At 61.6% G+C, this 25020-nt stretch carries 21 protein-coding genes; 12 read left to right on the top strand and 9 right to left on the bottom strand.

Annotation, left to right across the window (positions count from 1 at the left end):
- The first annotated feature begins 236 nt into the window (after positions 1-236).
- From Q8S60_RS04255 to lexA, 10 genes are all read left to right on the top strand, one after another.
- Positions 237-590, top strand: a complete 354-nt coding sequence (locus Q8S60_RS04255) for a hypothetical protein (RefSeq protein WP_305277678.1) — start codon at positions 237-239, stop codon at positions 588-590.
- Between the two features lie 199 nt (positions 591-789).
- A complete protein-coding gene (locus Q8S60_RS04250) occupies positions 790-2685 on the top strand; it encodes a peptidylprolyl isomerase (protein ID WP_305668389.1) in 1896 nt (631 codons plus the stop codon).
- A complete protein-coding gene (gene trpE, locus Q8S60_RS04245) occupies positions 2682-4190 on the top strand; it encodes an anthranilate synthase component I (protein ID WP_305277676.1) in 1509 nt (502 codons plus the stop codon). Before Q8S60_RS04250 ends, trpE begins: the two co-directional genes overlap by 4 nt.
- Positions 4191-5269: 1079 nt before the next feature.
- Positions 5270-5863 carry an aminodeoxychorismate/anthranilate synthase component II gene (locus Q8S60_RS04240; RefSeq protein WP_305277675.1) on the top strand — a complete coding sequence of 198 codons (594 nt, stop codon included), beginning with the start codon at positions 5270-5272 and terminating at the stop codon, positions 5861-5863.
- Positions 5864-5882: 19 nt separating this feature from the next.
- Entirely contained in the window at positions 5883-6908 is a 1026-nt protein-coding gene (gene trpD, locus Q8S60_RS04235; protein ID WP_305668388.1) for an anthranilate phosphoribosyltransferase, read from the top strand.
- Positions 6901-7698, top strand: a complete 798-nt coding sequence (trpC, locus tag Q8S60_RS04230; protein WP_305277672.1) for an indole-3-glycerol phosphate synthase TrpC — start codon at positions 6901-6903, stop codon at positions 7696-7698. The genes trpD and trpC overlap by 8 nt, the downstream gene beginning before the upstream one ends.
- A 163-nt stretch (positions 7699-7861) precedes the next feature.
- Positions 7862-8374 (top strand): GNAT family N-acetyltransferase, encoded by a 513-nt coding sequence (locus Q8S60_RS04225; RefSeq protein WP_305277671.1) that lies wholly within the window; start codon positions 7862-7864, stop codon positions 8372-8374.
- A gap of 3 nt (positions 8375-8377) precedes the next feature.
- The gene (gene moaC / locus Q8S60_RS04220) at positions 8378-8860 is read left to right on the top strand and encodes a cyclic pyranopterin monophosphate synthase MoaC (RefSeq protein WP_305277670.1); all 483 of its coding nucleotides are present in this window, start codon (positions 8378-8380) and stop codon (positions 8858-8860) included.
- A gap of 3 nt (positions 8861-8863) precedes the next feature.
- On the top strand, positions 8864-10075 hold the full coding sequence (glp, locus tag Q8S60_RS04215) for a gephyrin-like molybdotransferase Glp (protein WP_305277669.1): 1212 nt from the start codon (positions 8864-8866) through the stop codon (positions 10073-10075).
- A gap of 120 nt (positions 10076-10195) precedes the next feature.
- Complete coding sequence (lexA, locus tag Q8S60_RS04210; RefSeq protein WP_305277668.1) at positions 10196-10909, top strand: transcriptional repressor LexA; 714 nt, start codon at positions 10196-10198, stop codon at positions 10907-10909.
- Here the strand turns inward: lexA and Q8S60_RS04205 are convergent.
- Positions 10903-13086, bottom strand: coding sequence for a ComEC/Rec2 family competence protein (locus tag Q8S60_RS04205; protein ID WP_305668387.1), 2184 nt, complete (start codon positions 13084-13086; stop codon positions 10903-10905). The genes lexA and Q8S60_RS04205 overlap by 7 nt on opposite strands.
- A gap of 225 nt (positions 13087-13311) precedes the next feature.
- On the opposite strand from Q8S60_RS04205, the gene gltX reads away from it, so the two are divergent.
- Complete coding sequence (gene gltX / locus Q8S60_RS04200; protein ID WP_305277666.1) at positions 13312-14724, top strand: glutamate--tRNA ligase; 1413 nt, start codon at positions 13312-13314, stop codon at positions 14722-14724.
- Between the two features lie 114 nt (positions 14725-14838).
- Complete coding sequence (gene gltA, locus Q8S60_RS04195; protein ID WP_305277665.1) at positions 14839-16155, top strand: citrate synthase; 1317 nt, start codon at positions 14839-14841, stop codon at positions 16153-16155.
- A gap of 50 nt (positions 16156-16205) precedes the next feature.
- Here the strand turns inward: gltA and lpxB are convergent, their stop codons facing one another.
- From lpxB to rseP, 8 genes are read right to left on the bottom strand one after another with little or no spacing between them, the layout of a single operon-like run.
- Entirely contained in the window at positions 16206-17387 is a 1182-nt protein-coding gene (lpxB, locus tag Q8S60_RS04190; protein WP_305668386.1) for a lipid-A-disaccharide synthase, read from the bottom strand.
- A 2-nt stretch (positions 17388-17389) separates the two neighbouring features.
- Positions 17390-18265, bottom strand: coding sequence for an LpxI family protein (locus tag Q8S60_RS04185; RefSeq protein ID WP_305277663.1), 876 nt, complete (start codon positions 18263-18265; stop codon positions 17390-17392).
- Positions 18266-18276: 11 nt separating this feature from the next.
- Positions 18277-19077 (bottom strand): acyl-ACP--UDP-N-acetylglucosamine O-acyltransferase, encoded by an 801-nt coding sequence (lpxA, locus tag Q8S60_RS04180; protein WP_305277662.1) that lies wholly within the window; start codon positions 19075-19077, stop codon positions 18277-18279.
- Positions 19074-19550, bottom strand: a complete 477-nt coding sequence (gene fabZ / locus Q8S60_RS04175; protein WP_305277661.1) for a 3-hydroxyacyl-ACP dehydratase FabZ — start codon at positions 19548-19550, stop codon at positions 19074-19076. The genes lpxA and fabZ overlap by 4 nt, the downstream gene beginning before the upstream one ends.
- 35 nt (positions 19551-19585) lie before the next feature.
- Positions 19586-20647 carry a UDP-3-O-(3-hydroxymyristoyl)glucosamine N-acyltransferase gene (lpxD, locus tag Q8S60_RS04170; RefSeq protein ID WP_305277660.1) on the bottom strand — a complete coding sequence of 354 codons (1062 nt, stop codon included), beginning with the start codon at positions 20645-20647 and terminating at the stop codon, positions 19586-19588.
- A gap of 50 nt (positions 20648-20697) precedes the next feature.
- A complete protein-coding gene (locus Q8S60_RS04165) occupies positions 20698-21297 on the bottom strand; it encodes an OmpH family outer membrane protein (protein ID WP_305277659.1) in 600 nt (199 codons plus the stop codon).
- Positions 21298-21347: 50 nt separating this feature from the next.
- Entirely contained in the window at positions 21348-23882 is a 2535-nt protein-coding gene (gene bamA / locus Q8S60_RS04160) for an outer membrane protein assembly factor BamA (RefSeq protein WP_305277658.1), read from the bottom strand.
- Entirely contained in the window at positions 23825-24994 is a 1170-nt protein-coding gene (gene rseP, locus Q8S60_RS04155; protein WP_305278274.1) for an RIP metalloprotease RseP, read from the bottom strand. The genes bamA and rseP overlap by 58 nt, the downstream gene beginning before the upstream one ends.
- Between the last annotated feature and the right edge of the window lie 26 nt (positions 24995-25020).

Here is a 25020-nt window from a genome sequence, read left to right as displayed (position 1 = left end):
GGGCGGCGGAAGGCGTTCCGCTCCCGGACCGAACCCGGCCTGGGAAATCCGCGGTCCGCCCCGCCATATGCCCCGGTAGTCCAGGCCAGCAGCCGATAAAGGCCATTCCACCCCCGCCGCCGCGCGAACCGCGTCCAGGGGACGGGTGAAGTGCGCCCAGCCGTCCGCCGCTGACGAATACTTGACCAATACTTTGATGCTTTCTTCGTTTCGTGGAGAGAGACTGGAGGAGAATTATGTTCGCCGTCACTGCGTCCGCCACCCTCATCGTCCGGAACGCCCGCGCCGCCGGTACGCTTGCCGCGCTCTTCGGCTTTCTGGCCGTGGCGCTGCCCGCCCAGCCGCCGGACGGGGCGCTCGAGGCCCTTGTCGTCATCCTGCCGGCGCTGGAGGTGACCCTTTTCGCCTTCGTCGTCGCCTTCGCGCTCGACGGCGCGCCGGTCGCCGGCGCGCTCGCGGCGGTGCGCGTCATCGCCTTCTGGGCCGCCGCCGTCTTCGTCGCCATCTGGTTCCTCGTCGCCGCGACGCGGGCCGGTATCGACGCCTATGTCCGGCTCGGCGGCCCGCCGATGATGGGGTTCTCGCTCTAGCCCCGTCCGCCGCCGCGCCGCGTCCGGTTTCCGCCGAAAATTATCGAGGGAAATCAAACGGAAAGCGCCCCCGATCCGCTTGCGAGGCAAGGGCCCCGCACCTATCATGCCGCCCTCTCGCGAGGGGCGGGCGGCGGGGGCCGCGCCCGCGGACTGACCAGATCGCCGGCCGGGAGCGGGCGAAGAAGAAAGACTGCACATGCTCGATTCACTACGGAGAAACGCCTCGGGCTGGGTTGCCAAGGTGCTGATCGGCCTGCTCGCGCTCAGCTTCGCGGTGTGGGGCATCGCCGATATCTTCACCGGCTTCGGCGGCGACACGGTCGCGAAGGTCGGCGACGAGAAGATCGACGCCGTCTCCTTCCAGCGCGAACTCAGCAGCGAGATGAACCAGTTCTCCCGGCAGCTCGGCCAGCCGATGACGCTCGACCAGGCGCGCCAGTTCGGCATCGACCGGGCGGCCCTGTCGCGGCTCATCAGCCTCGCGGCCCTCGACGGCGCTACCAGCGATCTCGGCCTCAGGGTCGGCGACGAGGCGGTCGGCATCAACATCACCTCCGATCCGGACCTGCAGGGCGGCTTCGGCCGCTTCGACCGCGATCTGTTCCGCCAGGCCCTGCGGCAGAACGGCATCACGGAGGAGCGTTTCGTCGAGCAGCGCCGCAATTTCATGGCGCGCAACCAGCTCATCGCCGCGGTCCAGGCCGGCGTCGCCGCGCCCGACGCGCTGATCGACGTCGTTACGCGCTTCCAGGAAGAGACCCGCGTCGCCGGCTACATCATCCTGCCGCCCTCGCTTGCCGGCGACATCGGCGAACCCGACGAGGAAACCGTCGCGAAATTCTATGAAGCCGGCGCCGCCGCCTTCAGGCTCCCCGAGACGCGCGACTTCAGCATCATGGTCCTCGAGCCCGAGGACGTGACCCACACCATGGCCATTTCGGACGAGGCGCTCGAAGCCGCCTATGAGCAGCGGCGCGGCGAGTACGACGTGCCGGAGCGGCGCGAGGTCCAGCAGATCACCTTCGCGACCGAAGATGCCGCCGGGGAGGCGCTCGCGGCGCTGCGCGGCGGCGAAACGGTCGAGACGATCGCCCGCGGCCTCGGCCTCACCATGAAGGATGTCGACCTCGGCAAGGTCACACACAATGAAATGCTCGCCCCCGAACTCGCCGACGCCGCCTTCGCGCTCGAAAGCGGCGGCTACAGCGAGCCCGTGCAGGGCCCGCTCGGCTGGTCGATCCTCCATGTCACCGCGATCGAGCAGGGCAAGCCCAGCACCTTCGAGGGCGTGAAGGAGGAACTCCGCGCCGCCGTCGAACTCGAACTGGCGCGCGAACAGATCTACGACATCCAGAACACCATCGAGGATGCGCGCGCGGGCGGCGAGCCGCTGGCCGACGTCGCCAAACGCTACAACCTCACCATCCGCTCGATCTCCGGCGTGACGGCGGACGGCAAGACGCGCGACGGCGATGCCGTCGAGCTGCCGGACCTGCCGGATCTCCTCAAGACCGTTTACGAGAGCGAACCGGGCGAGCAGGTGCCGCCGCTCGATTCCGGCAAGGACGGTTATTACTGGGTCGAGGTCGACACGGTCACGCCGCCCGAGCTTCCGCCGCTCGACAGCCTGCGCGACCGGGTCGTGACGATCTGGAAGAACGAGAAGCGCGCCGCGGCGCTCGAGGCGCTCGCTGCCGGTCTTGCCGAACGCGGCAACAAGGGCGAGAGCTTCGACAAGATCGCCGGCGAATACGGCCGCAGCGTGCTGACCATGCCCGGCTTCCAGCGTTACGCGTCGAACGACACCTTCTCGCGCGCCGCCGTGACAAAACTTTTCGCCACGCGCGAAGGCGGCTTCACCTATGGCCCGGTCGGCCTCGGCGACAGTCTCGTCCTCATGCAGGTGAAGGAAATCCGCGCGCCGAAGCTCGACAAGGACGGCGAGGAATACAAGAAGGCCGCCGCCGATGTCCGCGACTCGCTTGAGGCAGACATGCTCCAGACCTTCGTCGTCGGTTACCAGCAGGAGCTCGGCGTCGAGGTCAACAACGCCCTCCTCCGGCAACTGACGTCGACGGATACCGGCCAATGATCTCGCCCGACTACGCCAGCTTCGAAGCGGCGTACAATGCAGGCACGGCGCAGGTCGTCTACACGCGGCTCGTCGCCGATCTCGAGACGCCCGTCTCCGCGATGCTCAAGATCGCCGACGGAAAGCCGAACAGCTTTCTGCTCGAATCCGTCGAGGGCGGCGACAGCCGCAACCGCTATTCGATCATCGGCCTCAAACCCGATGCGATCTGGCGGACGCGGGGCGACAAGGCGGAGTTGAACCGCAAGGCCCGCTTCGACGATACCTATGAGCCCTGCCCCGGCGGCGCGCTGAAGAGCCTGCGCGCCTTCATCGAGGAAAGCCGCATCGACCTGCCGGAGGAACTGCCGCCGATGGCCGCCGGCGTCTTCGGCTATATGAGCTACGACACGGTGCGCCTGATGGAGCACCTGCCGAACGAGAATCCCGACGCGCTCGGCCTGCCGGACGGCATCTTCATCCGCCCGACCATCATCGCCGTTTTCGATTCCGTGAAGGACGAGGTCACCGTCGTCACGCCCGTGCGGCCGGAGCCCGGCGTCAGCGCGCGCGCCGCCTATACGCGGGCCAACGAGCGCATCACCGATGTCGTCGCCGAATTCGACACGGCGCTGCCGCATCTTCACCGCGACGCCGAGATCGGCCCGCTCGAAGAGCCGCGCTCGAACACGCCCAAGGATGCCTATTTCGGCATGGTCGCCCGCGCGAAGGAATATATCGCCGCCGGCGACATCTTCCAGGTCGTCCTCTCGCAGCGTTTCGAGGCCCCGTTCGAGCTGCCGCCCTTCGCGCTCTACCGGGCGCTCCGCCGCATCAACCCGTCGCCCTTCCTCTACTTCCTGAATTTCGAGAATTTCTCCATCGTCGGCTCGAGCCCGGAAATTCTCGTCCGTGTCCGGAACAACCGCGTCACCATCCGCCCCATCGCGGGCACGCGCCACCGCGGAAAGAACAAGGCGGAAGACGAAGCGATCGCCGAAGAGCTCCTCGCCGATCCGAAGGAGCGCGCCGAACACCTCATGCTGCTCGATCTCGGGCGCAACGATGTCGGCCGCGTCTCGAAGATCGGTTCGGTCGAGGTGACGGAGCGTTTCGCGCTCCAGTACACATCGCACCTCATCCATATCGTTTCGAACGTCGAAGGCGACCTCGATCCCGCCTATGACGCGATTTCCGCCCTCGTCGCGGGCTTCCCGGCAGGCACCGTTTCCGGCGCGCCGAAAGTCCGCGCCATGGAAATCATCGACGAACTCGAACTCGAAAAGCGCGGCCCCTATGCCGGTTGCGTCGGCTATTTCTCGGCCGCCGGCGAAATGGATACCTGCATCGTGCTCCGCACCGCCATCGTCAAGGACGGCAAGATGTACGTCCAGGCGGGCGGCGGCGTGGTCGCGGATTCAAGCCCCGAGGGCGAGCATCAGGAAAGCATCAACAAGGCCAAGGCCCTCTTCCGCGCAGCGGAAGAAGCGGTGCGCTACGCCTCGCAGGCGGGGAAGAGGCAGTAGGCGAAAACCCGCGTGCCATTGTCGGCTCGACGGGACTGGTTCTTGATAGCAGCGACGCCGAAAGCGGGGCAGAGACTTGGTTAGTCCCTTCGGTTCAGGGACGGAAAGGTCTGGCTTTGTAGACAGCTTTGCTTTGTGTCATATCGAAAACCCAAAAGAATATTACCTCTACAGACCCGTATCTTTCTGATGAAAGTGGTACGTCTTTAATTCCATATGAGTCGGCACGTCGCCTTGCCGTTCCAAGGTCATCGATGGAAAAGTCCATTGTGGTTCCGTTCTCTTTCCCATCTAGGGAAATCCAAGTGCACAACACAGAGTACATCGCAGGCTCCTTTCCTCACCCAGCCGGAACCGGGGACCGGTGGTTACCTGGACATGCCTCGTTTCCGGAACATGCGGGCATCCCAGACAGCAAAAATATATTTTTCGAGTAGATTTATCTTTGTACGGAGTACATTGCACGCGATCCAGCAACTGAATTCGTCTTGCTGCGCACAGAACAGGGTTAAACTTCCATCTGATTCATAAATGCGCCCGATTCGCCTCTCAGGATTATCGAGGTCGTAAATGTTACCCTCATCGTCGACTTTGCCAGCTCACCAGTTACGGGATCGGATGGCCGACTCAATTTCGCGCTGAGCCCGTACAACCTGCTCCTTGCGATTCTGGTCAAGCGCCGCTTCCCCCTGAGAGATTAGCCGCTCAATCTCACTCTGATTAAATCCAGTAAGGGCCGAAATTGCAGAGACCATTGTCAATGTGCCTTCCGCTATCTTCTTGGCCAAGGAACTCGCGTTGCTCATGTTCGCCTCCAACAATTGTTTCGGCATCCATAAGGGCAGCGTAAGCAACCGAAATACTCCTCGTAAAGCCATTTCCCTCTATCGCCCTCAGCCTCGCGGCGTTGCTGCGTTGCGGAAATTCCGCGCATGCAAGGCTACCAACCAAATAGTCGCCTTCCTCCACGCCGCGTTGTACCCAAACCCGCCAACCCAACTGACCTTGCCCCACCTGCCCCCTAACGCCTATATAAAGACCGTGCGGCCCCCATTCCGGGCCGTTTCAGGGATACCGCCATGCTGCTGCTCATCGATAACTACGACAGCTTCACCTACAACCTCGTCCATTTCCTGGGGGAACTGGGCGCGGAGGCGGTCGTCCATCGCAACGACAAGATCACGGTCAACGAGGCGCTGGCCAGCCGCCCTCAGGCGATCGTGCTCTCGCCCGGCCCCTGCGACCCCGACAAGGCCGGCATCTGCCTCGACCTCATTCAGGCCGCCGCCGCGCACCGCATTCCGCTGCTCGGCGTCTGTCTCGGCCATCAGGCCATCGGACAGGCATTCGGCGGCAAGGTCGTGCGCGCGCCCACCCTCATGCACGGCAAGCTCAGCGCCATCCATCATGGCGGCAAGGGCATCTTCCAGTACCTGCCGAGCCCCATCGAGGCGACGCGCTATCACTCGCTGATCGTCGAGCGCGAGAGCCTGCCCGATTGCCTCGAAGTGACGGCATGGACGACCGACGGGATCATCATGGGCGCGCAGCACAGGGAGCTGCCGATCCACGGCGTCCAGTTCCATCCGGAAAGCATCGCCTCCGAACACGGCCACGACATCCTGCGCAACTTCCTGCAGATCGCGGGCATGAACACGCGCGAGCTGGCGTAAGGGAGTTTTGCGGGGGGCCATGACCGATTTCAAAATCATCATCGCGCGCCTCGCCGAAGGCCGCGCGCTCGACGCCGCCGAGGCGCGCGCCGCCTTTGAAATCGTCATGTCCGGCGAGGCGACACCCGCGCAGTTGGGCGCCTTCCTGATGGGCCTGCGCGTGCGCGGCGAAACCGTCACCGAAATCACGGCGGGCGCCACCGTCATGCGCGAAAAGGCGCTCCGCGTCACGGCGCCGGCGGATGCCATCGACATCGTCGGCACGGGCGGCGACGGCGTCGGCACATGGAACATCTCGACCGCGACCGCCATCGTCGTCGCGGCGGCGGGCGTTCCCGTCGCCAAGCACGGCAACCGCAAGGCGTCCTCGCTTTCCGGCACCGCCGACGCGCTGCAGGAACTCGGCGTCAAGCTCGACATCGCGCCCGAGACGATTGCCGCCTGTATCGGCGAGGCCGGCATCGGCTTCATGTTCGCGCAGGCGCATCACCTGGCGATGAAACATATCGCTCCCGTACGCGGCGATCTCGGCATCAAGACGATCTTCAACATGCTGGGGCCCCTCTCCAATCCCGCCCTTGTGAAGCGGCAACTGCTCGGTGTCTTCGCCGCCGAATGGGTCAAGCCCTTTGCCGAGGTGCTGCGCAACCTCGGATCCGAAAGCGCCTGGGTGGTTCACGGCTCCGACGGCATGGACGAACTCACGACCACGGGCCCGAGCGCGGTCGCCGAACTTAAAAACGGCGCTATCCGCGTTTTCGAGGTGACGCCCGAGGAAGCGGGCCTCAAGCGCGCCTCGATCGAAGACCTCAAGGGTGGCGATCCGGCGCAGAACGCAGACGCAATCCGCCGTCTTCTCGATGGCGAAGCAGGGGCTTACCGCGATATCGTGTTGCTCAACGCCGCCGCCGCGCTCATCGTTTCGGGCAAGGCTTCGACGCTGAAGGAAGGCGCCGCCATCGCCGCGAAGGCGATCGACAGCGGCGCGGCACGGGAAACGCTCGCGAAACTCGTCGCCGTTTCGAACGGTAAGGTCCATGTCTGACATCCTCGAAAAGATCGGCGCCTACAAGCTCGACGAGATCGCCGCCTCGAAGCGCGCCCGTCCGCTCGCCACCGTCGAGGATGCGGCCCGCGCCACCGGTCCCGTGCGCGGCTTCGCGTCCGCGCTTCGCGCCCGCATCGACACAGGGTCCTACGCCCTCATCGCCGAGATCAAGAAGGCAAGCCCGTCCAAGGGTCTCATCCGCGCGGATTTCGATCCGCCCGCTCTCGCCCGCGCCTATCAGGCGGGCGGCGCCACCTGCCTTTCGATCCTTACCGACGGCCCCTCCTTCCAGGGTGCGCCGGACTACCTGTCCGCCGCCCGCGCCGCGGTGTCGCTGCCGGTCCTCCGCAAGGATTTCATGTACGACACCTACCAGGTGGCGGAAGCCCGGGCGATGGGCGCCGATGCCATCCTCATCATCATGGCCGCCGTCTCGGACGCGCAAGCCCGCGAGATCGAGGAGGCCGCTTTCGGCTGGAAGATGGATGTGCTGGTCGAGGTTCACGACGAGGAGGAACTCGCCCGCGCGCTTGAGCTGAAAAGCCCTCTCCTCGGGATCAACAACCGGAACCTGAAGACCTTCGAAACGACCCTCGCCACGACCGAGCGGCTCGCGCCTCTGGTGCCTGCCGGCCGGCTCATCGTGGGCGAAAGCGGAATCTTCGCGCCGGCCGATCTCGCGCGTCTTTCAAAAGTCGGTGTACGGACGTTTCTGGTCGGTGAAAGCCTGATGCGGCAGGCGGACGTGGAGGCGGCAACCCGTGCGTTGCTCGCTCCTCCCGCCTGACCGGGGATAAATACGGTCGCGCGCGTTTCGTGCCTGGCCGAAACCGGGGACAAGTGCGCTTCCTTTATCCCCGGCCTGTTTATTTTCGAACATCGTCTTCACGCCCCTCGCGCTACATGACATTTTTGTGACAGTTGCGTGACAGAGGCTGCGGGATATCTCCATGAATTACCTCATAAGACAGGCAAAACCTGAGGAGTTTCAACTGTTTGGCGCCATCGAGGGCGCTGCCGGCAAGGCTTTCATCGAAGCGGGCCTTCCGGAGATCGCATCGCACGAGCCAACCGACATAAAATTCATCCGTGCCAACGCACGCAGCGGCGCCGTATTCGTCTCTGTACTGAACGATATGCCGGTCGGTTTCATCCTCGCCGCGCCTCTGGACCGGTCCATCCATATCTTCGAATTGTCGGTCCATCCGGATCACGGCCGCAAGGGTCTGGGGCGTTCGCTCGTCGAGGCCGTATGCGATTGGGCCAAGGAAAACGGGTCGAAAGCCGTCACTCTGTCGACCTTCCGCGACATCGCATGGAACGCACCGTTCTATGCCTCATGCGGCTTCAGGATCGTTCCCGAGGATGAGTGGACGCCGGCCCTCCTCCTCGCGCATTATCACGAGGACGACATCGGCCTGCCGCTCGACCGGCGATGCTTCATGCGCAAGGAACTCGTATAAACCATGGCGAAAAAGAAGCTCACGCATCTCGACGAGCATGGCGCCGCGCGCATGGTGGACGTATCGGCGAAAGCCGTCACCTCGCGCAGCGCGACGGCGAAAGGCCGCGTGACGATGAAACCGGCGACGCTGAAACTCATTCTCGAGGACGGCCTCAAGAAGGGAAACGCGCTCGAAGTCGCGCGTCTCGCGGGCATCATGGCGGCAAAGCGGACGGCCGATCTCATACCGCTTTGCCACCCGCTCGCCATAACCAAAGTCGAAGTCGAACTTCACGCCGACACCGCGCAAAACACTGTCGAAGTCGAGGCAACGGTGAAAGTTTCGGGCCAGACAGGTGTCGAAATGGAAGCGCTCACGGCGGTCAGCGTCGCCTGTCTCACGATCTACGACATGGCGAAGGCGGTCGACCGCGGCATGCGGATCGGCGACATAAGGCTGACGCACAAATCCGGCGGCAAGTCGGGCGACTACAAGGCGAAGTAGCATATGGCACAGCAACCTCTTCTTCCGGTCGAGGAAGCGCGGGCGCGCATTCTCTCCGCGCTTCATACCACCGAAAAGGAGAACGTCCCGCTCGCGCAAGCGCTTGGCCGCGTGCTCGCGGAAGAAGCGATCGCACGGCGCACACAGCCGCCCGCCGATCTTTCCGCGATGGATGGCTATGCCGTGCGCGCTGCCGATGTCTCCACGGTTCCCGTCCGTCTCAAGGTCGTCGGCATGGCGCCTGCGGGCGGTGCCCATGAAGAAAATCTGCGTGAGGGCGAAGCCGTCCGCATCTTCACCGGCGCGCCCTTGCCGCGCGGCGCCGATACCATCGTCATCCAGGAAGACACCTCGCGCGACGGCGATATCGTGATCGTCAACGAGGCGGCGAAAGCAGGTCAGCACGTCCGCGTCTGCGGTCTCGACTTCCGCACCGGCGATGCCGGCATGCCGGTCGGGCGCAAGCTCTCGCCCGCCGATATCGCGCTTGCCGCCGCCATGAACCTGCCGCTGCTCAGCGTTTACAGGCGGCCTGTCATCGCCTTCTTCTCGACCGGCGACGAGCTCGTGCGGCCGGGCTCCGAACCCGGTCCCAACCAGATCGTTTCGTCCAACAATGACGGGCTTGCGGCGCTCATCGTCGAGGCCGGCGGCATACCGCTCGATCTCGGCATCGCGCCCGACAAGGTCGGCAGCATCCGCGAAACGGCCAGCCGCGCGAAAGACGCCGACATGCTCGTCACGCTCGGCGGCGCTTCCGTCGGCGATCACGATCTGGTGCAGGAAGCGCTCACACCGCTCGGCCTCGACATCGACTTCTGGAAGGTCGCGATGCGGCCCGGAAAACCGCTGATGTTCGGCAAGCTCGGCGACCTGCCTATGCTCGGCCTACCGGGGAACCCCGTATCCGCGCTTGTCTGCGCTACCCTCTTCCTCCGTCCCGCCATCGTACGCATGCAGGGCGGCGACAGCGCCCTTCACACGACGCTCGCGCGGCTCGGCCGCGACCTGCCCGCGAACGGTCCCCGCGAAGACTACATCCGCGCCGGTCTCGACCACGTGCCGGGCGAACTCCACGTCGCCACACCCTTCGAGATTCAGGATAGTTCGATGCTCTCCGTCCTTTCGGGTGCTTCGTGCCTCATCGTCCGCCCGCCTCAGGCGCCCCCCCTCAAAGCGGGCGGAATCGTTACGGTTTTGCCGTTGCGCCGGTGAGTTATCCACAAATGCGCTTGACAGGATTGCGAGAACTAAACTAGAACAAGCTCCAACGTTTTTGTTTTGTTCCAAAGGGCCCTGCGCGGCTCAAAAGGACAACCGGAGGGGCTGAAGTCGATGCTGACACGCAAGCAACATGAGCTGCTTATGTTTATCCATGAGCGGATCAAGGAAGGCGGCGTTTCACCGAGCTTCGACGAAATGAAGGAGGCCCTGGACCTCCGTTCCAAGTCCGGCATTCACCGGCTCATCACGGCGCTGGAAGAGCGCGGTTTCATTCGCCGCCTGCCTCATCGCGCCCGCGCTCTCGAAATTCTCAAGCTTCCCGATGCGGCGTCGCCGAGCCTCGCCATGGCGCGCGGTCGCGGCTTCTCGCCGAGCGTTATCGAAGGCGGTGCGCAGCCTAAACCCACCAGCCGTGACCTCGCTCCGGCGCGAAGCGCCGGCGATACGATGACCCTTTCCGTCATGGGCCGGATTGCTGCCGGCACGCCGATCGAAGCGTTGCAGGAAGAAAGCCATCAGGTCAGCGTGCCTCTGAACCTTCTCGGGTCCGGAGAACATTATGCGCTCGAGGTCAAAGGCGATTCGATGATCGAGGCCGGTATCCTCGACGGCGATACGGTTCTCATCCAGCGCTGCGACACGGCAACGAGCGGCGACATCGTCGTTGCTCTCGTCGATGGTTACGAGGCTACCCTGAAGCGCCTGCGCAAGAAGGGGGATTCCATTGCGCTCGAAGCCGCAAACCCGGCATACGAGACGCGCATTTTCGGGCCTGACCGGGTGAAGGTGCAAGGGAAGCTCGTCGGGCTGTTGCGCCGCTACTGATTTTTGCGACGTTGAACCCATGGCCGGTCGCCGCGCGCTTCGAGCGCCGTTGCGACTGTAATCTCGCCGTCTTCGGCGAACGTCAACGTCGTCGCACCGTTTCTCCAGAAGCTGAAATAATCGAGCAGAAGCCGCGCCCCGCATTCGCGACGGAGGCGGTGTGGCACCGGCACCTTGGCGATCACGACATCGGCACGAGTGCAGTCCTCGACCGTCGCGGCGAGCGTCGCGGGAAAGGCGATGACCGGCTTCCCCATCTCTCTGTAGATGCATCCCTCGCCGTCGCAGTTGACAGCTTTCGATCTGGCCGCCTCGCGCGGACTTCTCCCGTCTCCGTCGTGCCGCAGCCATTGCTCCGCTGTATACGATGGACGCGAAGAGGTAAGCGCCAGCGCACCATCCGTTGTGCGAACGGCAAAGAGCGCCGCATCCCTGTCGATGAGCACGTCGGGCTTTCCAGCCGATCCCCAAAGCGCCAATCCCAATGCCATCGGCAGAACGCCCGCGAAGCGCCAGTTCTCCCGCCAGAGCGCGAGCCATAACCCGCCCAGTACCGTCAGAATCAAGGCATGGAGCGGTGCCTCCGGCACGAGACGGTCGGCGCCGCGCCAGCTCGCCACCTCATGTGCCACAAGCAACATTCCTTCCACACCCTTTCCCATCGCCCATAATGCGGGACCGTCCAAGCCGAACGGCATCAGCAGCAACGACAGAAGCGCCATCGGCATCACCACGATCCCGACCAGCGGCATTGCCGCCATGTTGCCTGCGAGACCGTAGAGAGCGATGCGGTTGAAGTGGTAGGCGGCGATGGCGCCGGTCGCGGCGCCCGCAACAATGCTCGTAAGCGCAATCCCGAGCACATACGTACCGGCGATGCCGGGCAAACTGCCAAGACCGCTCGTGCGCGGCCGCGACGTCCAGGTTCGCATTGTATTGCTCTCGTAGAATGCAATAAGTGCGATCACCGCCGCGAAAGACATCTGGAAGCTTGCGCCGATCAGGCTGTCCGGCCGCCACAGCAGGATGACCAGCGCGGCGAGCATGACGTTTCGCATGGTGAGCGCCGGACGATCGAGAAGAATGGCGATGAACATCAGACAGATCATGATCCATGCCCGCTGCGTGGCTATCGCCGCACCCGATATCAGCAGGTAGAAAGTTGCGCCGAAAAGCGCGGCGGCCGCCGCCCATTTCTTGATCGGGTAGCGGAGTGTCATCGAAGGAGAGAGCGCGAGAGCGGCACGAACAACCCAGAAGACAGAGCCGGCGAAGAGCACCATGTGCAGGCCCGATATCGACAGCACATGGAAGATACCCGCCGCGCGAAGGTCATCCGACACATGGTCCGGAATACTGGCCCGCTCTCCGTTTATAAGGGCGGCCGCCACCGCGCCGCTCGTGCCGCCTATGACCGAACGTATCCGCTCGCCGATCTTCATCCTCAGGTTTACGAGCATTGCCGGTATGTCGCCGGCCGGTGGCGACAACTCTTCCGGAACCGTATAGGCAAATCCCACTGCCCCCAGCCCCTCGAACCAGACCTGCCTGGCGAAATCGAAGCCGCCCGGCTGCACAGGTTCCGGCGGCGGCATGAGGCGGGCACGGAGCTGGACCGTAGCTCCCGGCCTCAGAACAGCCTCGCGCAGGCGGATATGGATCCGCACTTTCGCCGGCAGAGCGGCGGCGTCCAAACGGCCAAAAGAGCGGGGTGCAAGGATGGCGGACAGGCCGCCATTCTCATTGCTCTCCACGGCAATTACCTGCGCCACCAATGCGCCGGACATCGGCCGCTCGAGCACAGGTGCCGCTACCAGATGCGCTCGCAAGACGGCGGCGCCAAAACCGATGGCCAGGCAGAACAACGCTGCGGCGCATAGTGCAGATCCCGGCCGGCGGCGGACCAGCCAAAGCACAGTTGCCGTGACGGACAGGGCGACCGCCGCCGGCCATGCCGGCGGCTCGAAATCGAGTGAAAAATAGAGCGCCACGCCAGCGGCTACGAAAACCGGCGACCAAAGGAACAGCCTGTCGCCGTCTGCGGCAAACGACGCTCTCAGCCACTCTGCCCCCGCGCCAAGAGCATCGACAACGGCTCTCGCCCATCGGCCAGGCGAAAGTCTTCCCGGCGTACCGGCCTCTATTGTCACACTATTCCCCAAAGCCAGCCCGGGCATTCGACATGCCCTCAGGAGTCCCGCCTAACACCCTACCAACAAAGAACTTTTATGGCCCGATTCCGCGCTCATTTCGGGCTTACGCTGCGTTGCCGCGATGTGGTAGAAAAACCCCTGCCCCGCAGCGGACCCTAGGCATTGCGCCCTATTTTTCCGGGTCGAAGCTTGCCAACATTCAGTCGAGTTGCCTACCCGCGCGGCCGCGGCGCCGGATCGCAGGAGATCATGACGGAAAAGAAGACAGTCATCACCCGTTTCGCACCTTCCCCCACCGGTTATCTTCATATCGGGGGTGCCAGGACCGCGCTGTTCAACTGGTTGTTTGCACGCCACCACGGCGGTCAGTTCCTGCTGCGCATCGAGGATACGGATCGCGAACGGTCCACGGAATCGGCGATTGACGCCATTTTCGAGGGGCTTCGCTGGCTCGGACTCGACTGGGACAGCGAACCGGTCTTCCAGTTTTCGCGTGCCGCACGGCACGTCGAGGTCGTTCAGGAGCTGCTCCGGCGCGGCAAAGCTTATCATTGCTACGCGAGCCCGCAGGAGCTCGAGGAGATGCGCGAAAAGGCGCGCGCCGAAGGCCGCCCCATCCGCTATGACGGACGCTGGCGCGACCGCGATCCTTCAGACGCGCCGGCCGGCGTAAAGCCGGTGGTTCGCTTTCGTTCGCCAGACGAGGGCGAAACGATTGTCCACGACCACGTAATGGGGGAGGTACGCTTTCCCAACGAACAGTTCGACGACCTCATCATCCTGCGGAGCGACGGCACGCCCACCTACAATCTCTCCGTGGTAGTGGACGACCACGACATGGGAATTACCCAAGTCATCCGCGGCGACGATCATCTGACCAATGCCGGCCGGCAGAGCCAGATTTATGCAGCCCTCGACTGGCCGGTCCCCGAGTTCGCCCATGTCCCGCTGATCCACGGGCCCGACGGCGCAAAGCTTTCAAAGCGCCATGGCGCCCTCGGTGCCGAAGCCTATCGGGACCTCGGGTATCTGCCGGAGGCGATGCGAAACTATCTTGTCAGGCTCGGCTGGAGCCACGGCGACGATGAGGTGTTCTCGACCGAGCAGGCAATCGAGTGGTTCAACCTCGAAAGCATCGGACGGTCGCCTGCGCGTTTTGACTTTGCGAAGCTTGAAAGTCTGAACGGCCACTATATCCGTGAAGCCGACGATGAGCGGCTGACCGACGAAACAATCGCGTTGATGACGCGGCTGGAGGGCTGGAAAACGGACGAGACATTCCGGCGGAAACTGGTGGCGCTCATGCCGGGGCTCAAGGAGAGAGCGAAGACGCTGGTTGAACTCGGCAAAGGGGCCGCATTTCTGCTCGCACAGCGCCCGCTCACTTGTGACGACAAGGCCTTGCAGCTTCTCAATCCCGATGCGCGCGCATTGCTTGCGCGGCTGGTCAGCCGGCTCGAGGCACGCAACGACTGGGCGGTCAGCGATATCGAATCCACGGTACGCGCTTTCGCGGAGGACGAGAACCTCAAGCTCGGCAAAGTGGCACAGCCGCTGCGGGCCGCCGTAACCGGCAGCACCGTCTCGCCGCCCATATTCGATGTGCTGGCGACCCTCGGGCGCGAAGAAGCGCTGGGACGAATCAAGGATCAGGCCGCCTGACATCCGTGCTTTTGCGGATCGCGGCGGCGCGACGGTATGATGTTTAACAAACTGCCCGGCTCTACCGCCGAAACGCGGTGCACCGGCCGGCCAAACAGGAACAGGTAGGCAGGTATGACAAAATTCGGAACCAAAGCCGGCGCGATTTCAACCGCGACCCTTTCGGTGGACGGCAAGTCTTACGAATTGCCGATCTACGGCGGTTCTCTCGGCCCGAGCGTCGTGGATATTTCCACTCTCTACGGCAAGAGCGGACACTTCACCTACGATCCGGGCTTCACCTCCACGGCGAGCTGCGAGTCCGATATTACCTATATCGACGGTGAAGAAGGTGTTCTGCTTTATCGTGGCTATCCGATCGACCAGCTGGCCGATCACGGCAACTTCATCGAGACCTGCTTTCTGTTGCTGAACGGCGATCTGCCGACCGCGGAGGAATACCGGGAGTTCGAGCGCGCCATCACCATGCACACAATGGTGCATGAGCAGATGACGTTTTTCCTTCGCGGCTTCCGCCGGGATGCGCATCCGATGGCGATTATGTGCGGCATGGTCGGGGCGCTGTCGGCTTTCTATCATGACTCCACCGACATCAACGATCCGACGCAGCGCATGATCGCGAGCCGTCGCCTGATCGCGAAGATGCCGACGATCGCCGCCATGGCCTATAAGTACTCAGCAGGCCAGCCGATCGTCTATCCGCGTAACGATCTCGACTACGCGGAGAATTTCCTGCACATGTGCTTCTCGGTTCCGGCCGAGCAATACAAGGTGGACCCGATCCTCGCTCGTGCGATGGATCGCATTTTTATCCTTCATGCCGATCACGAACAGAACGCATCGACTTCCACGGTGCGTCTTGCAGGTTCGTCCGGCGCAAATCCCTTTGCCTGCATAGCTGCCGGCATCGCCTGCCTGTGGGGCCCCGCGCATGGCGGTGCCAACGAAGCAGCCTTGAACATGCTCGAGCAGATTGGAACCGTCGACCGCATCCCGGAATTCATCAAGCGCGCGAAGGACAAGAACGATCCCTTCCGCCTGATGGGCTTCGGTCACCGCGTCTACAAGAATTACGATCCGCGCGCGCGCGTGATGCAGCAGACCTGCCACGAAGTTCTCAATGTCCTCGGCATCAAGGACGATCCGATGCTGGACGTCGCGCTGGAACTCGAGAAAATCGCGCTCAACGACGAGTATTTCGTCGAGAAGAAACTCTACCCGAACATCGACTTCTATTCAGGCATCACGCTGAAGGCGATGGGCTTCCCGACAACGATGTTCACCGTTCTCTTCGCGCTCGCGCGTACTGTGGGGTGGGTCGCGCAATGGAACGAGATGATCGAAGATCCGGGTCAGCGTATCGGCCGCCCGCGCCAGCTCTATACGGGTGCGCCGCGCCGCGACTATGTCGACGTCGGCAAGCGTAAATAAACGCAATCGCCAACAAGAAAGGCGCTTCCAATGGAAGCGCCTTTTTTGTTTCAAGCCGGCGAGGCGGGTCTCTCCAGCAAGTCCAGCACCGCCCGGGCCGCACGGCGGCTCGGCGGCTCGCCGTCCACCCCCATGCGAACCCGCACCTCTTCAAGATCGGCCAGGGCTCGCCTCCGCTCCAGCGTATCGCTCATCAGCGGCCTTAGTCCTCCCAGCAGATATTCCGGCGTACAACGGCTCTGAAGATATTCACGCACTGACGGCCGATCGAGAATGAGGTTTATGAGAACGACCGATGGCACCTTGAGCACGCTGAGTGCGAACCAGCCAACCAGTGCTTCGGCGCGATAGGCAATCACCATGGGAACGCGCGCAAGACCGAGTTCGAGCGCGACGGTGCCAGAAGCGGCGAGCGCGGCCGTTCCCGCATCGAAAGCCGCGCGCCGATCTTCATCGTTCTCGATAATTTCGGCAGGCACGGACCAACGTCGGACCGATTCCTCCACGAGACGGCGGACATGAGGGACGGTCGGAACAATTACCTTAAGCGATGGCATCTCTTCCGTGAGCTTTGATACCACCTCGCCGAAGATGCCGATCAAATGCTTTACCTCATTGACCCTGCTGCCGGGCAATACCAGCAGCACCGGCTCGTCCGGAGCGATGCCGCGCGCGGCGCGAAAGCGCGCGCCGCTTCCTTCGTCAGGCATGCGATGGATCGCCGGATGGCCGACATATACGCAATCGACGCCGGCTTGCTTCAGGAATGCCGGCTCAAACGGTAAAAGGGCAAGCACGCGACGAATATACTTGGCCATAGCGCGCGCGCGTCCCTGACGCCACGCCCAGACGCTGGGTAGAACATAGTCGACGATGGGTATAGACGGAGCGCGTCGCGCAACGCGCTTCGCCACCATGTGGGTAAATTCCGGACTGTCGATGACGACGAGAATATCCGGCTTATGTTCGACAGCATGCCGGACCGTTTGCCAAATCCGGTGCAAGATCAGGGGAAGGCGGGGGACAATTTCTCTCGGTCCCATCACGGCTATGTCCGACATGGGGAATATCGACGCAAGCCCCTCTCTCTCCATGCGCGGGCCGCCGACACCCGAGATGCGCAATGACCGACCCGATATCTCTCTCAGCGCAACCATCAAGTCGGCGCCCAGCGCATCGCCGGAAGTCTCGCCTGCGACGAGCATGATGTGGAGTTCGTTCGCTTTGTCCAAGGTCACAGCGAACCCTTTTCGATGCGTGCTCTGCCGAGCCCCACGACGAAAAGTCCCTTTGCATTGGCGACGCGTGCCACCGCTTCCCCGTCAACGACAAGCGTTCCGCCTGCCTCCACGGCGATGCCCGCCAAACCGGCGGCAGCGGCGTTCTCGACGGTTTCAACTCCAATGGTCGGCATATCGACGCGCCGTTCTTGTCCCGGCTTTGACAGCTTCACGAGCACACCGTCCGGCGCCTCCGGCCGTCCTCTCAGTTCCGGTGCAAGCCGCGCCACGCGGCGCAGCATCTCGTCCGTTCCCTCTGCGGCTTCGAGAGCGAGAATGATCCCCCGGCACGCGACAGCTCCTTGTCCGATGTCCAGAGCCCCTATGGCAAGAGCCGCGCGAACGGCGATGTCGATATCCTTCTCTTGCTGATCCGAGGGCGCGACACGCGTGAGTAAGGCTTCCGGCATCAGCAGGCTGGCAGCTATCTCATGAGCGCCGACCACATGGAAACCGTGCTCTTTCTCGAAAAATTCCGCGAGGCCGCGGAGGAGTCCGTCGTCGCCGGCCTTCATCCAGCGGGCGACGCGGGGCAGCAGCTTCATGCCCGTCACATCCAGACCCAGCTTGCTCAGGTCGGGCCGTTTGATGCCGCCAATCAGAACGATGTCCTGACAACCGGCCTCCTTCAGCAAGCGGAGGAATTCGCCCATAGCTCCAATTCGGACCCAGGCGTGAGGAAAGCGCGCAATGTCGCTGCTTGCAGCACCTTCAATGCCGACGATGAAAACCTCGCGCCCCGCAGCTTGCGCCGCTTCGGCCAAAGCTATCGGCAAGGGTCCGGCGCCTGCCGCTATGCCGAGTTTTCGAGGTTTTTCAACGGTCGTCATTCAACCCGTTTTCATGCGGTCCGGTCATGCCGGGGCATACAAATCGCGCGGTCGGATTCGGCGCGGATGAAATCGACGATCTCCATTACTTCCGGCTGATCGGCAAACCTTTCGGCGACGTTTTCCACGCGGCCGCGTAGAGTACCGCTCTCGGAAAAGAGAAATGTATACGCCTCCCGCATCGCCTGAATTTTTTCACGGGAAAAGCCGCGCCGCTTCAATCCAACGAGATTGAGTCCCATGAGGTTGGCGCGATTTCCGACGACGAGACCATAGGGAATGACATCGTTCTCGACAGCGCTCATTCCGCCAACGAAGGCGTGCTTGCCGACACGGCCGAATTGATGCAAGGCGGCGCCGCCACCGAAGATGACAAAATCTCCGATCTTGCAATGTCCCGCCAACATGACGTTGTTCGAGAACACCACGTGGTCGCCAATGATCGAGTCGTGTCCGACATGCGCGCTCGCCAGGAAGGCGCAGTGATTACCGACACGGGTCAGCATACCGCCACCTTCCGTTCCCGGGTTCATCGTCACGTGTTCGCGTATGAGGTTGTCCGTTCCGATCTCGAGCGTACTCGGCTCGCCTTTATACTTCAGGTCTTGCGGTGGATGACCGATGGAAGCAAAAGAATATATCTGCGTGCGCGCACCGATGCTCGTGCGCCCTTCGATAACCACGTGGGAATGGAGCACCACGCCTTCGGCGAGTGTGACATTCGGACCAACGACACAGTAGGGGCCCACCGTCACATCCGACGCAATCTGTGCTTTTCGATCGACAATGGCGGTCGGATGAATCCCGTTCATTTCGGCCCCAGACCGGCGATCATCGCACCGAGGTCGCACTCGGCAACCAGCTGTCCGTTGACCCGGCCTTCGCCATGATATTTCCAGACCGAACCGCGACTCTGAAGCTTCGTCACGTGAACATGAAGTACGTCTCCCGGCACCACCGGTTTGCGAAAACGCGCGCGGTCGACGGTCATGAAATAGACGAGTTGGTTGCTGCCGGAGGTACCGAGATGATTGATAACGAGCGCCCCAGCGGTCTGCGCCATTGCCTCCACAATTAATACGCCCGGCATTACCGGATGACCCGGGAAATGCCCTTGAAAGAATGGCTCGTTGTTGGTGACGTTCTTGATGCCAATGGCGGACTCATCACCCTTCATTTCAATGATCCGGTCGATCATCAGCATCGGATAGCGATGGGGAAGAAGTTCCAAAACCCGACTAATATCGGCGCTATCAAGCTTCTCCGACGCTTCAACTTCGCTCATACGTTAATCCTTCCCGGCCCCACGCCATAACCATGTCACTCGCCTGGCTTGCTGTCCGCCTTGCGCCGCCGCCCGAGCTTGCGCAGCTCCACCACCTCACGCCGCCATTCCGCAATGGGCTTTGCCGGCACTCCGCCATACTGTTGGCCGGGCGGCACGTCGTGAACTACCGCACCGCGTGCCGCGATCTGAGCACCCGAATTTATCGTCAAATGGCCAGTCACACCGACCTGAGCCGCGAGAACGACAAAATCGCCGAGCTTGGCGCTCCCCGCAATCCCCGTCTGGGCAACGACAATACAGCTCCGCCCGATTTCCACGTTGTGGCCGATCTGAACAAGATTATCAATCTTGGTGCCTTCACCGATTACCGTGTCCGGACCGGCGCCGCGATCGACCGTGGAGTTGGCCCCGATCTCAACATCGTCCTGAATAATGACACGGCCCAACTGCGGCACTTTCTCATGTCGCGGCAGGCCCATGGCGAAACCAAAGCCATCCTGACCTATACGCACGCCAGGATGAAGCATCACCCGGTCTCCGATATGCGCGTGACTGATGGTGACGTTCGGTCCGATAAAGCAATCCTTGCCGACGGTGCAGCCCTTGCCGATGCTGGTGTTCGTGCCGACGACGGTGTTATTTCCTATCTCGACATTCGCTCCAACCGTAACACTAGGCTCAATCGTCACGCCGCTCCCGACTTTCGCAGTCGGATGAATGGCAGCCCGCGGATCAACCTTGCCGCGCTCACCGAATGTGTCGGCCCCGTGTGCTTCATCCGGATGAAACATCTGTGCGGCCAGCGCGTAGGCTCGATAGGGCTGCTCGGAAACAAGCAGCGCAACCTTCGGGGGCGCGCGATCCACAAAGCGGGGGTGAACAATGCAAGCGCCCGCTGCTGTCGCATGGAAGGCGTCAGCATATTTGGGATTATCGAGGAAGCTCAGGTCGTCGGCACCGGCCGCATCAAGGGGCGCGACACCGCTCACCCGACGGTTGGTGTCGGCATTGTCAGCAAGCGTCGATCCGATACGCTCGGCGATCTCGCCGAGCGACAAAGGTTTGCCTGTCGCAAAGAAGCGTTTATCAGCCATGGCCGTCGCATCTCGGCCGCCGGAGCCCGGCGCGCCTGTCCACTATACTGCTATTGAGCTTTTTTCTGCTCGGCGGCCAGTTCCTCGGGAGTCACCGGCTTTACTTCAACCGTCGCCAACCTTTCGTTGAGGCGCTTGAGCACTTCAGCGGAGATATCGAGATCGGCACCGCCTGCCAGTACGACAGATTGGTCGAAGAGCACCGTGCCACCCTTTTCCCTCAGGACTTCCGCAAAAATCGGCCGAAGTGCCGCTTCGACTTTTGCATTAGCTCTCTGCAGGCCCAGCTGGAGCGCCTGCCCTTTTCGCTGCATGGATTGTTGAAACTCCGCCTCGCGCTTCTGCAGCGCCTGGAATTTCTTCTGCAGATCCTCCTGAGACAGGAGCGCCCGCTCATCGCTCAATTTCTTTGCGTCGGCCTGAAGGGCGTCATCCGTCTTCTTGCCTTCGGCTTGAAGCTTCTTCGCCTGATCCTCAAATTGACTGCGAACACTCTGTCCGACTTTCGACTGAGAGAATACTGCCTCCGTGTCGACGATAAATATGACAGCAGGCGTTGCCGCCGCTGAAACCGACGGCTGAATCATGCCCAGCCCCATCGTCAGGGCAAAGGCGGCCACGAGACGCGAAACAACTAACTTGGACTTCATTTCCGAACGCCCCTCTCGAGCTTTTGTTGCAGGCCTGCTGTCGCGACCCATTAGAACGATGTACCCGCGCTGAAGCGGAAAGCTTCCTTTTCATCATAAGGTTCGTCCAGCAGAACCTGCGCGAGGTCGAGCCGGATAGGACCAAACGGCGACTGCCAATAAAGACTGACACCCACCGATGCGCGGGGGGAAAAATCATCCTCAATACCGGGATAAAGCGTCCTGTCGTAATCGGACATGCCGATGAAACCTGCATCCGTGAACACGGAAGTCTTGATGCCCAGCGCTTCCGGCAGACCATTCGGGAACGACAGCTCCGCGGTACCAAAGATATAAGCGGTGGCGCCGACAGCATCCTTATTGGAAGACGTCACGTCGCGGGGACCGACGCCTCCTCGGGCGAAACCTCTGATATTATTTCCGCCTTTGAAGAAATGGTCATTCAAAGGCACGTCGTCGCCAATGCCCTGAATATACCCGCCGTCAATACGCCAACTCGTCAGGAAGTCTTTCGACAACTGGTAGTAGTAACGGGTGAGGATTTCCGTCGACACGTAACGGACCGACCCCCCAAGGCCAGCGAAATTCTGGGTGAACAGGAAATCCCAGCCCCCTGTCGGCTCAACCGGATCGTTTCGATTATCGTAGTAATAGTCATACCCGACGATTGAACGATATTCGGTTCCTTCGGCATCTTTGATAATTGGAGAAACGCAATAATCACCCGGCACGAGAGCGGGGTCGCTACACGAGAGATATCGGACGTTGAAAATTTCGTCGAGGCGGAACTGATACCTCGCGAGAAAGCGACTCTTTTCGGATAGCGGGAAACCAAATCGAAGACCAAAGCCCTGAGAACGAGAGTCGAATGAAGATTCGTTCTGGAAATTGGTCTCGCTGCCGAAGAGGTCGAAGCCGCCAAGAAGATCGCGGTCCAGGAAATATGGATCGGTGTAATGAAACTCGATCAACTGACGGCGCTTCGAAATCGACAGTGCTGTGCTGAGCTGCAAGCCGCGCCCTAGGAAATTCCGCTCCGAGAGCTGAATACCTGCAACAGCATTGTCGAGGGTCGAAAAACCGGCACTGAGCGAGAGCGATCCTGTCGACTGTTCCTGAACATCGACATTGATGATCGTCTTGTCCGGGGCCGAGCCAGGACTTTGCGCTATCTCCACCTTGCTGAAGTACTGAAGCGCACGAATATTCTTTTCCGACTTGTCGAGAAGTACCTTGTTGAAAGCATCGCCTTCCGCCATCCGCATCTGGCGCCGGACAACTTTGTCCAAGGTGCGCGAGTTGCCGGTGATGTTGATCCGCTCGACATAGACACGCGGCCCCTCGGTGATCTGGAATGTGAGATCGATCACACGTTCATCGCGACGACGTTTGATCCGCGGACGTACTTCTGCGAAAGCATATCCGCTGGTACCGGCGGCAAAAGTCAGCTTATCGATCGTTTCATCGATAAGCCCGGCATTGTAGGTATCTCCGGACTTCGGCAACAGGAGAGTCTCAAGCTCTTCCTTGTTCAATTTGTCGAGTTCGGTCGTCACCGCGACGTCGCCAAACTCGTATACTTCACCTTCGTCCACAGTAAACGTGATATGGAAGGCCGCGTCACCACGGCTCAGGTCGGCGACGGCGGAAACAACGCGGAAATCGGCGTAACCGCGTTGCAGGTAGTAACGCCGGAGCAGCTCCCGATCATAAGTAAGGCGGTCGGGGTCGTAGCTGTCCGAAGACGACAGGAATTTCCACCATGCGGATTCACTGGTCGAAATGACCTCACGCAAGGTACCGTCGCTGAACTCAGCATTTCCGATGAAGTTGATCGATGCAATCTTGGTCTTCGGGCCTTCGGTTATTTCGAACACCAGATCCACACGGTTCTGGGGAAGCTGGATAACCTTTGGTTCGACGGTGGCGGAGAACCGCCCGCTGCGCCGGTATAGTTCGATCATCCTCGTCACATCGCCCTGCACTTTTGCCCGCGTATAGACAATACGCGGTTGAAGCTGCACTTCCTTTTGAAGGTCTTCCTCCTTCAAGGCGCTGTTGCCCTCGAAGGCGACGCGATTGACGATCGGGTTCTCGACAACGGAGACAATGAGACGCGAGCCATCCAGATGCATGGTGATGTCGGCGAAGAGGCCCGTGCCGAAGAGCTGCTTGAGCGACTGGTCGGCCACTTCCGGATCGTAGGGCATCCCCGGAGTGAGCAGCATATAGGACCTGACAGTCTCCGCCTCGATGCGCTGGTTACCCTGAACCACAATTTCGCTGATGTTCGGCTCCGCAGCGTGTGCGGCAGTGATACCGACGAGTCCGCTCACCCCGCCGACGCTACCGGCGAAAAGCAATGCAAGGAGAAGCGCCGAAAAGATGCTCCGCACACGCGTCTCTCTGGTCTGGTAACCGGCCAGTCGCCCCATCTCGTCCCCTAACCTGTCACGTTGCACCGGGTGCCTAAACGCCCGCGCGAAAACCATTCCCCGCCGCAGCAGATCCGTCGCCGCTCCGGCAATCAACTGAACAAACCACTCAGAAACGAAAAAACCTGAAGATGAACCAGGTCGTTCCACGTGGCAAAAACCATCAACATCATGACCAGCGCCAAGCCGATCCGGAAGCCATACTCCTGCGCCTGCTCACCCAATGGACGTCCGCGAACCGCCTCCACCGCGTAGTACAGAAGATGACCGCCATCAAGCATCGGCACAGGAAAGAGGTTCAGCAATCCGATACTGACAGAAAGCATCGCCGTCATGCTGATGAGCGCAGCGAAGCCGATCGTTGCGACCTGACCCGAAACTTGCGCAATACGCAATGGGCCGCCCAACTGATCGGCGTCTTCCGTACCCGTGAAGATGCCCCCGATATAGCTCAGCGTACGCTCAGCAACGAACCATGTTTCCTTGGCGCCAAGCCAAAGCGCCGTTACCGGATCGCTGCGCACAATTTCAACATTGCCGCTGTCTATGTGTCGCACGATGCCCAGCATCGCGATGCGATGCACATTGCCAAAGCGGTCGGTAATCTCCTGCACCTGAGGCGTAGCCTCCAGAGCAAGCGTTTCACCGCCTCGTACTACCTCAAAGCGAAGTTCGCTACCGCTGTTCGTGGAGACGATCCGCTGCATCTCCTCGAAACTTGCGATCGGGTTTCCGTTGATCGTGAGGATGCGATCGCCTGCCGCAAAGCCAGCCACAGCAGCGGCACTGTCCGGACGAACGTCGTCCACAACCGGCGTAGCTATGCTTCGTCCGACAAAAGTGAAGATGCCGGCAAAAATGACGGTCGCCAGAATGAAGTTCGCAATCGGACCGGCCGCCACGACCGCGGCGCGTTGCGGCAGCGGCTTGAAGTGAAACAGCCCCGCGCGCTCCGCAACGGGTGTTTGCTCGAGTTGCTGCCGGTTAGGCACGCTTGCAGCATTTTCGTCGCCAGCAAACTTGACGTAACCGCCCAGCGGAATCCAACTCACCTTCCAGCGCGTGCCGTGGCGGTCGTTCCATCCAACGATCTCGCGGCCGAACCCGATCGAAAATGTGCTGACTTTCACGCCGCACCAGCGGGCTACCGCGAAATGCCCAAGTTCGTGGAAGAAGACCACAACCGTCAAAACAAACAGGAAAGGAATGAGGTAGCTCCAGAGCGATTCTCCGAAGCCCCCGATGCCTGTTAGCAAATCCATCGCGTTCAAGCTGTTATCCCACACAA

This window comes from Parvibaculum sp. (genome assembly GCF_030694575.1).
Lineage (GTDB): Bacteria > Pseudomonadota > Alphaproteobacteria > Parvibaculales > Parvibaculaceae > Parvibaculum.
Note: the sequence above shows the minus strand (reverse complement) of the source record. Positions and strands in the feature narration are given on the sequence as shown.

Coding starts and splice junctions, on each gene's coding strand:
- Q8S60_RS04255 (WP_305277678.1), top strand. CDS start 237: ATGTTCGCCGTCACTGCGTCCGCCACCCTCATCGTCCGGAACGCCCGC.
- Q8S60_RS04250 (WP_305668389.1), top strand. CDS start 790: ATGCTCGATTCACTACGGAGAAACGCCTCGGGCTGGGTTGCCAAGGTG.
- trpE (WP_305277676.1), top strand. CDS start 2,682: ATGATCTCGCCCGACTACGCCAGCTTCGAAGCGGCGTACAATGCAGGC.
- Q8S60_RS04240 (WP_305277675.1), top strand. CDS start 5,270: ATGCTGCTGCTCATCGATAACTACGACAGCTTCACCTACAACCTCGTC.
- trpD (WP_305668388.1), top strand. CDS start 5,883: ATGACCGATTTCAAAATCATCATCGCGCGCCTCGCCGAAGGCCGCGCG.
- trpC (WP_305277672.1), top strand. CDS start 6,901: ATGTCTGACATCCTCGAAAAGATCGGCGCCTACAAGCTCGACGAGATC.
- Q8S60_RS04225 (WP_305277671.1), top strand. CDS start 7,862: ATGAATTACCTCATAAGACAGGCAAAACCTGAGGAGTTTCAACTGTTT.
- moaC (WP_305277670.1), top strand. CDS start 8,378: ATGGCGAAAAAGAAGCTCACGCATCTCGACGAGCATGGCGCCGCGCGC.
- glp (WP_305277669.1), top strand. CDS start 8,864: ATGGCACAGCAACCTCTTCTTCCGGTCGAGGAAGCGCGGGCGCGCATT.
- lexA (WP_305277668.1), top strand. CDS start 10,196: ATGCTGACACGCAAGCAACATGAGCTGCTTATGTTTATCCATGAGCGG.
- Q8S60_RS04205 (WP_305668387.1), bottom strand. CDS start 13,086: ATGCCCGGGCTGGCTTTGGGGAATAGTGTGACAATAGAGGCCGGTACG.
- gltX (WP_305277666.1), top strand. CDS start 13,312: ATGACGGAAAAGAAGACAGTCATCACCCGTTTCGCACCTTCCCCCACC.
- gltA (WP_305277665.1), top strand. CDS start 14,839: ATGACAAAATTCGGAACCAAAGCCGGCGCGATTTCAACCGCGACCCTT.
- Q8S60_RS04185 (WP_305277663.1), bottom strand. CDS start 18,265: ATGACGACCGTTGAAAAACCTCGAAAACTCGGCATAGCGGCAGGCGCC.
- lpxA (WP_305277662.1), bottom strand. CDS start 19,077: ATGAACGGGATTCATCCGACCGCCATTGTCGATCGAAAAGCACAGATT.
- fabZ (WP_305277661.1), bottom strand. CDS start 19,550: ATGAGCGAAGTTGAAGCGTCGGAGAAGCTTGATAGCGCCGATATTAGT.
- lpxD (WP_305277660.1), bottom strand. CDS start 20,647: ATGGCTGATAAACGCTTCTTTGCGACAGGCAAACCTTTGTCGCTCGGC.
- Q8S60_RS04165 (WP_305277659.1), bottom strand. CDS start 21,297: ATGAAGTCCAAGTTAGTTGTTTCGCGTCTCGTGGCCGCCTTTGCCCTG.
- rseP (WP_305278274.1), bottom strand. CDS start 24,994: ATGGATTTGCTAACAGGCATCGGGGGCTTCGGAGAATCGCTCTGGAGC.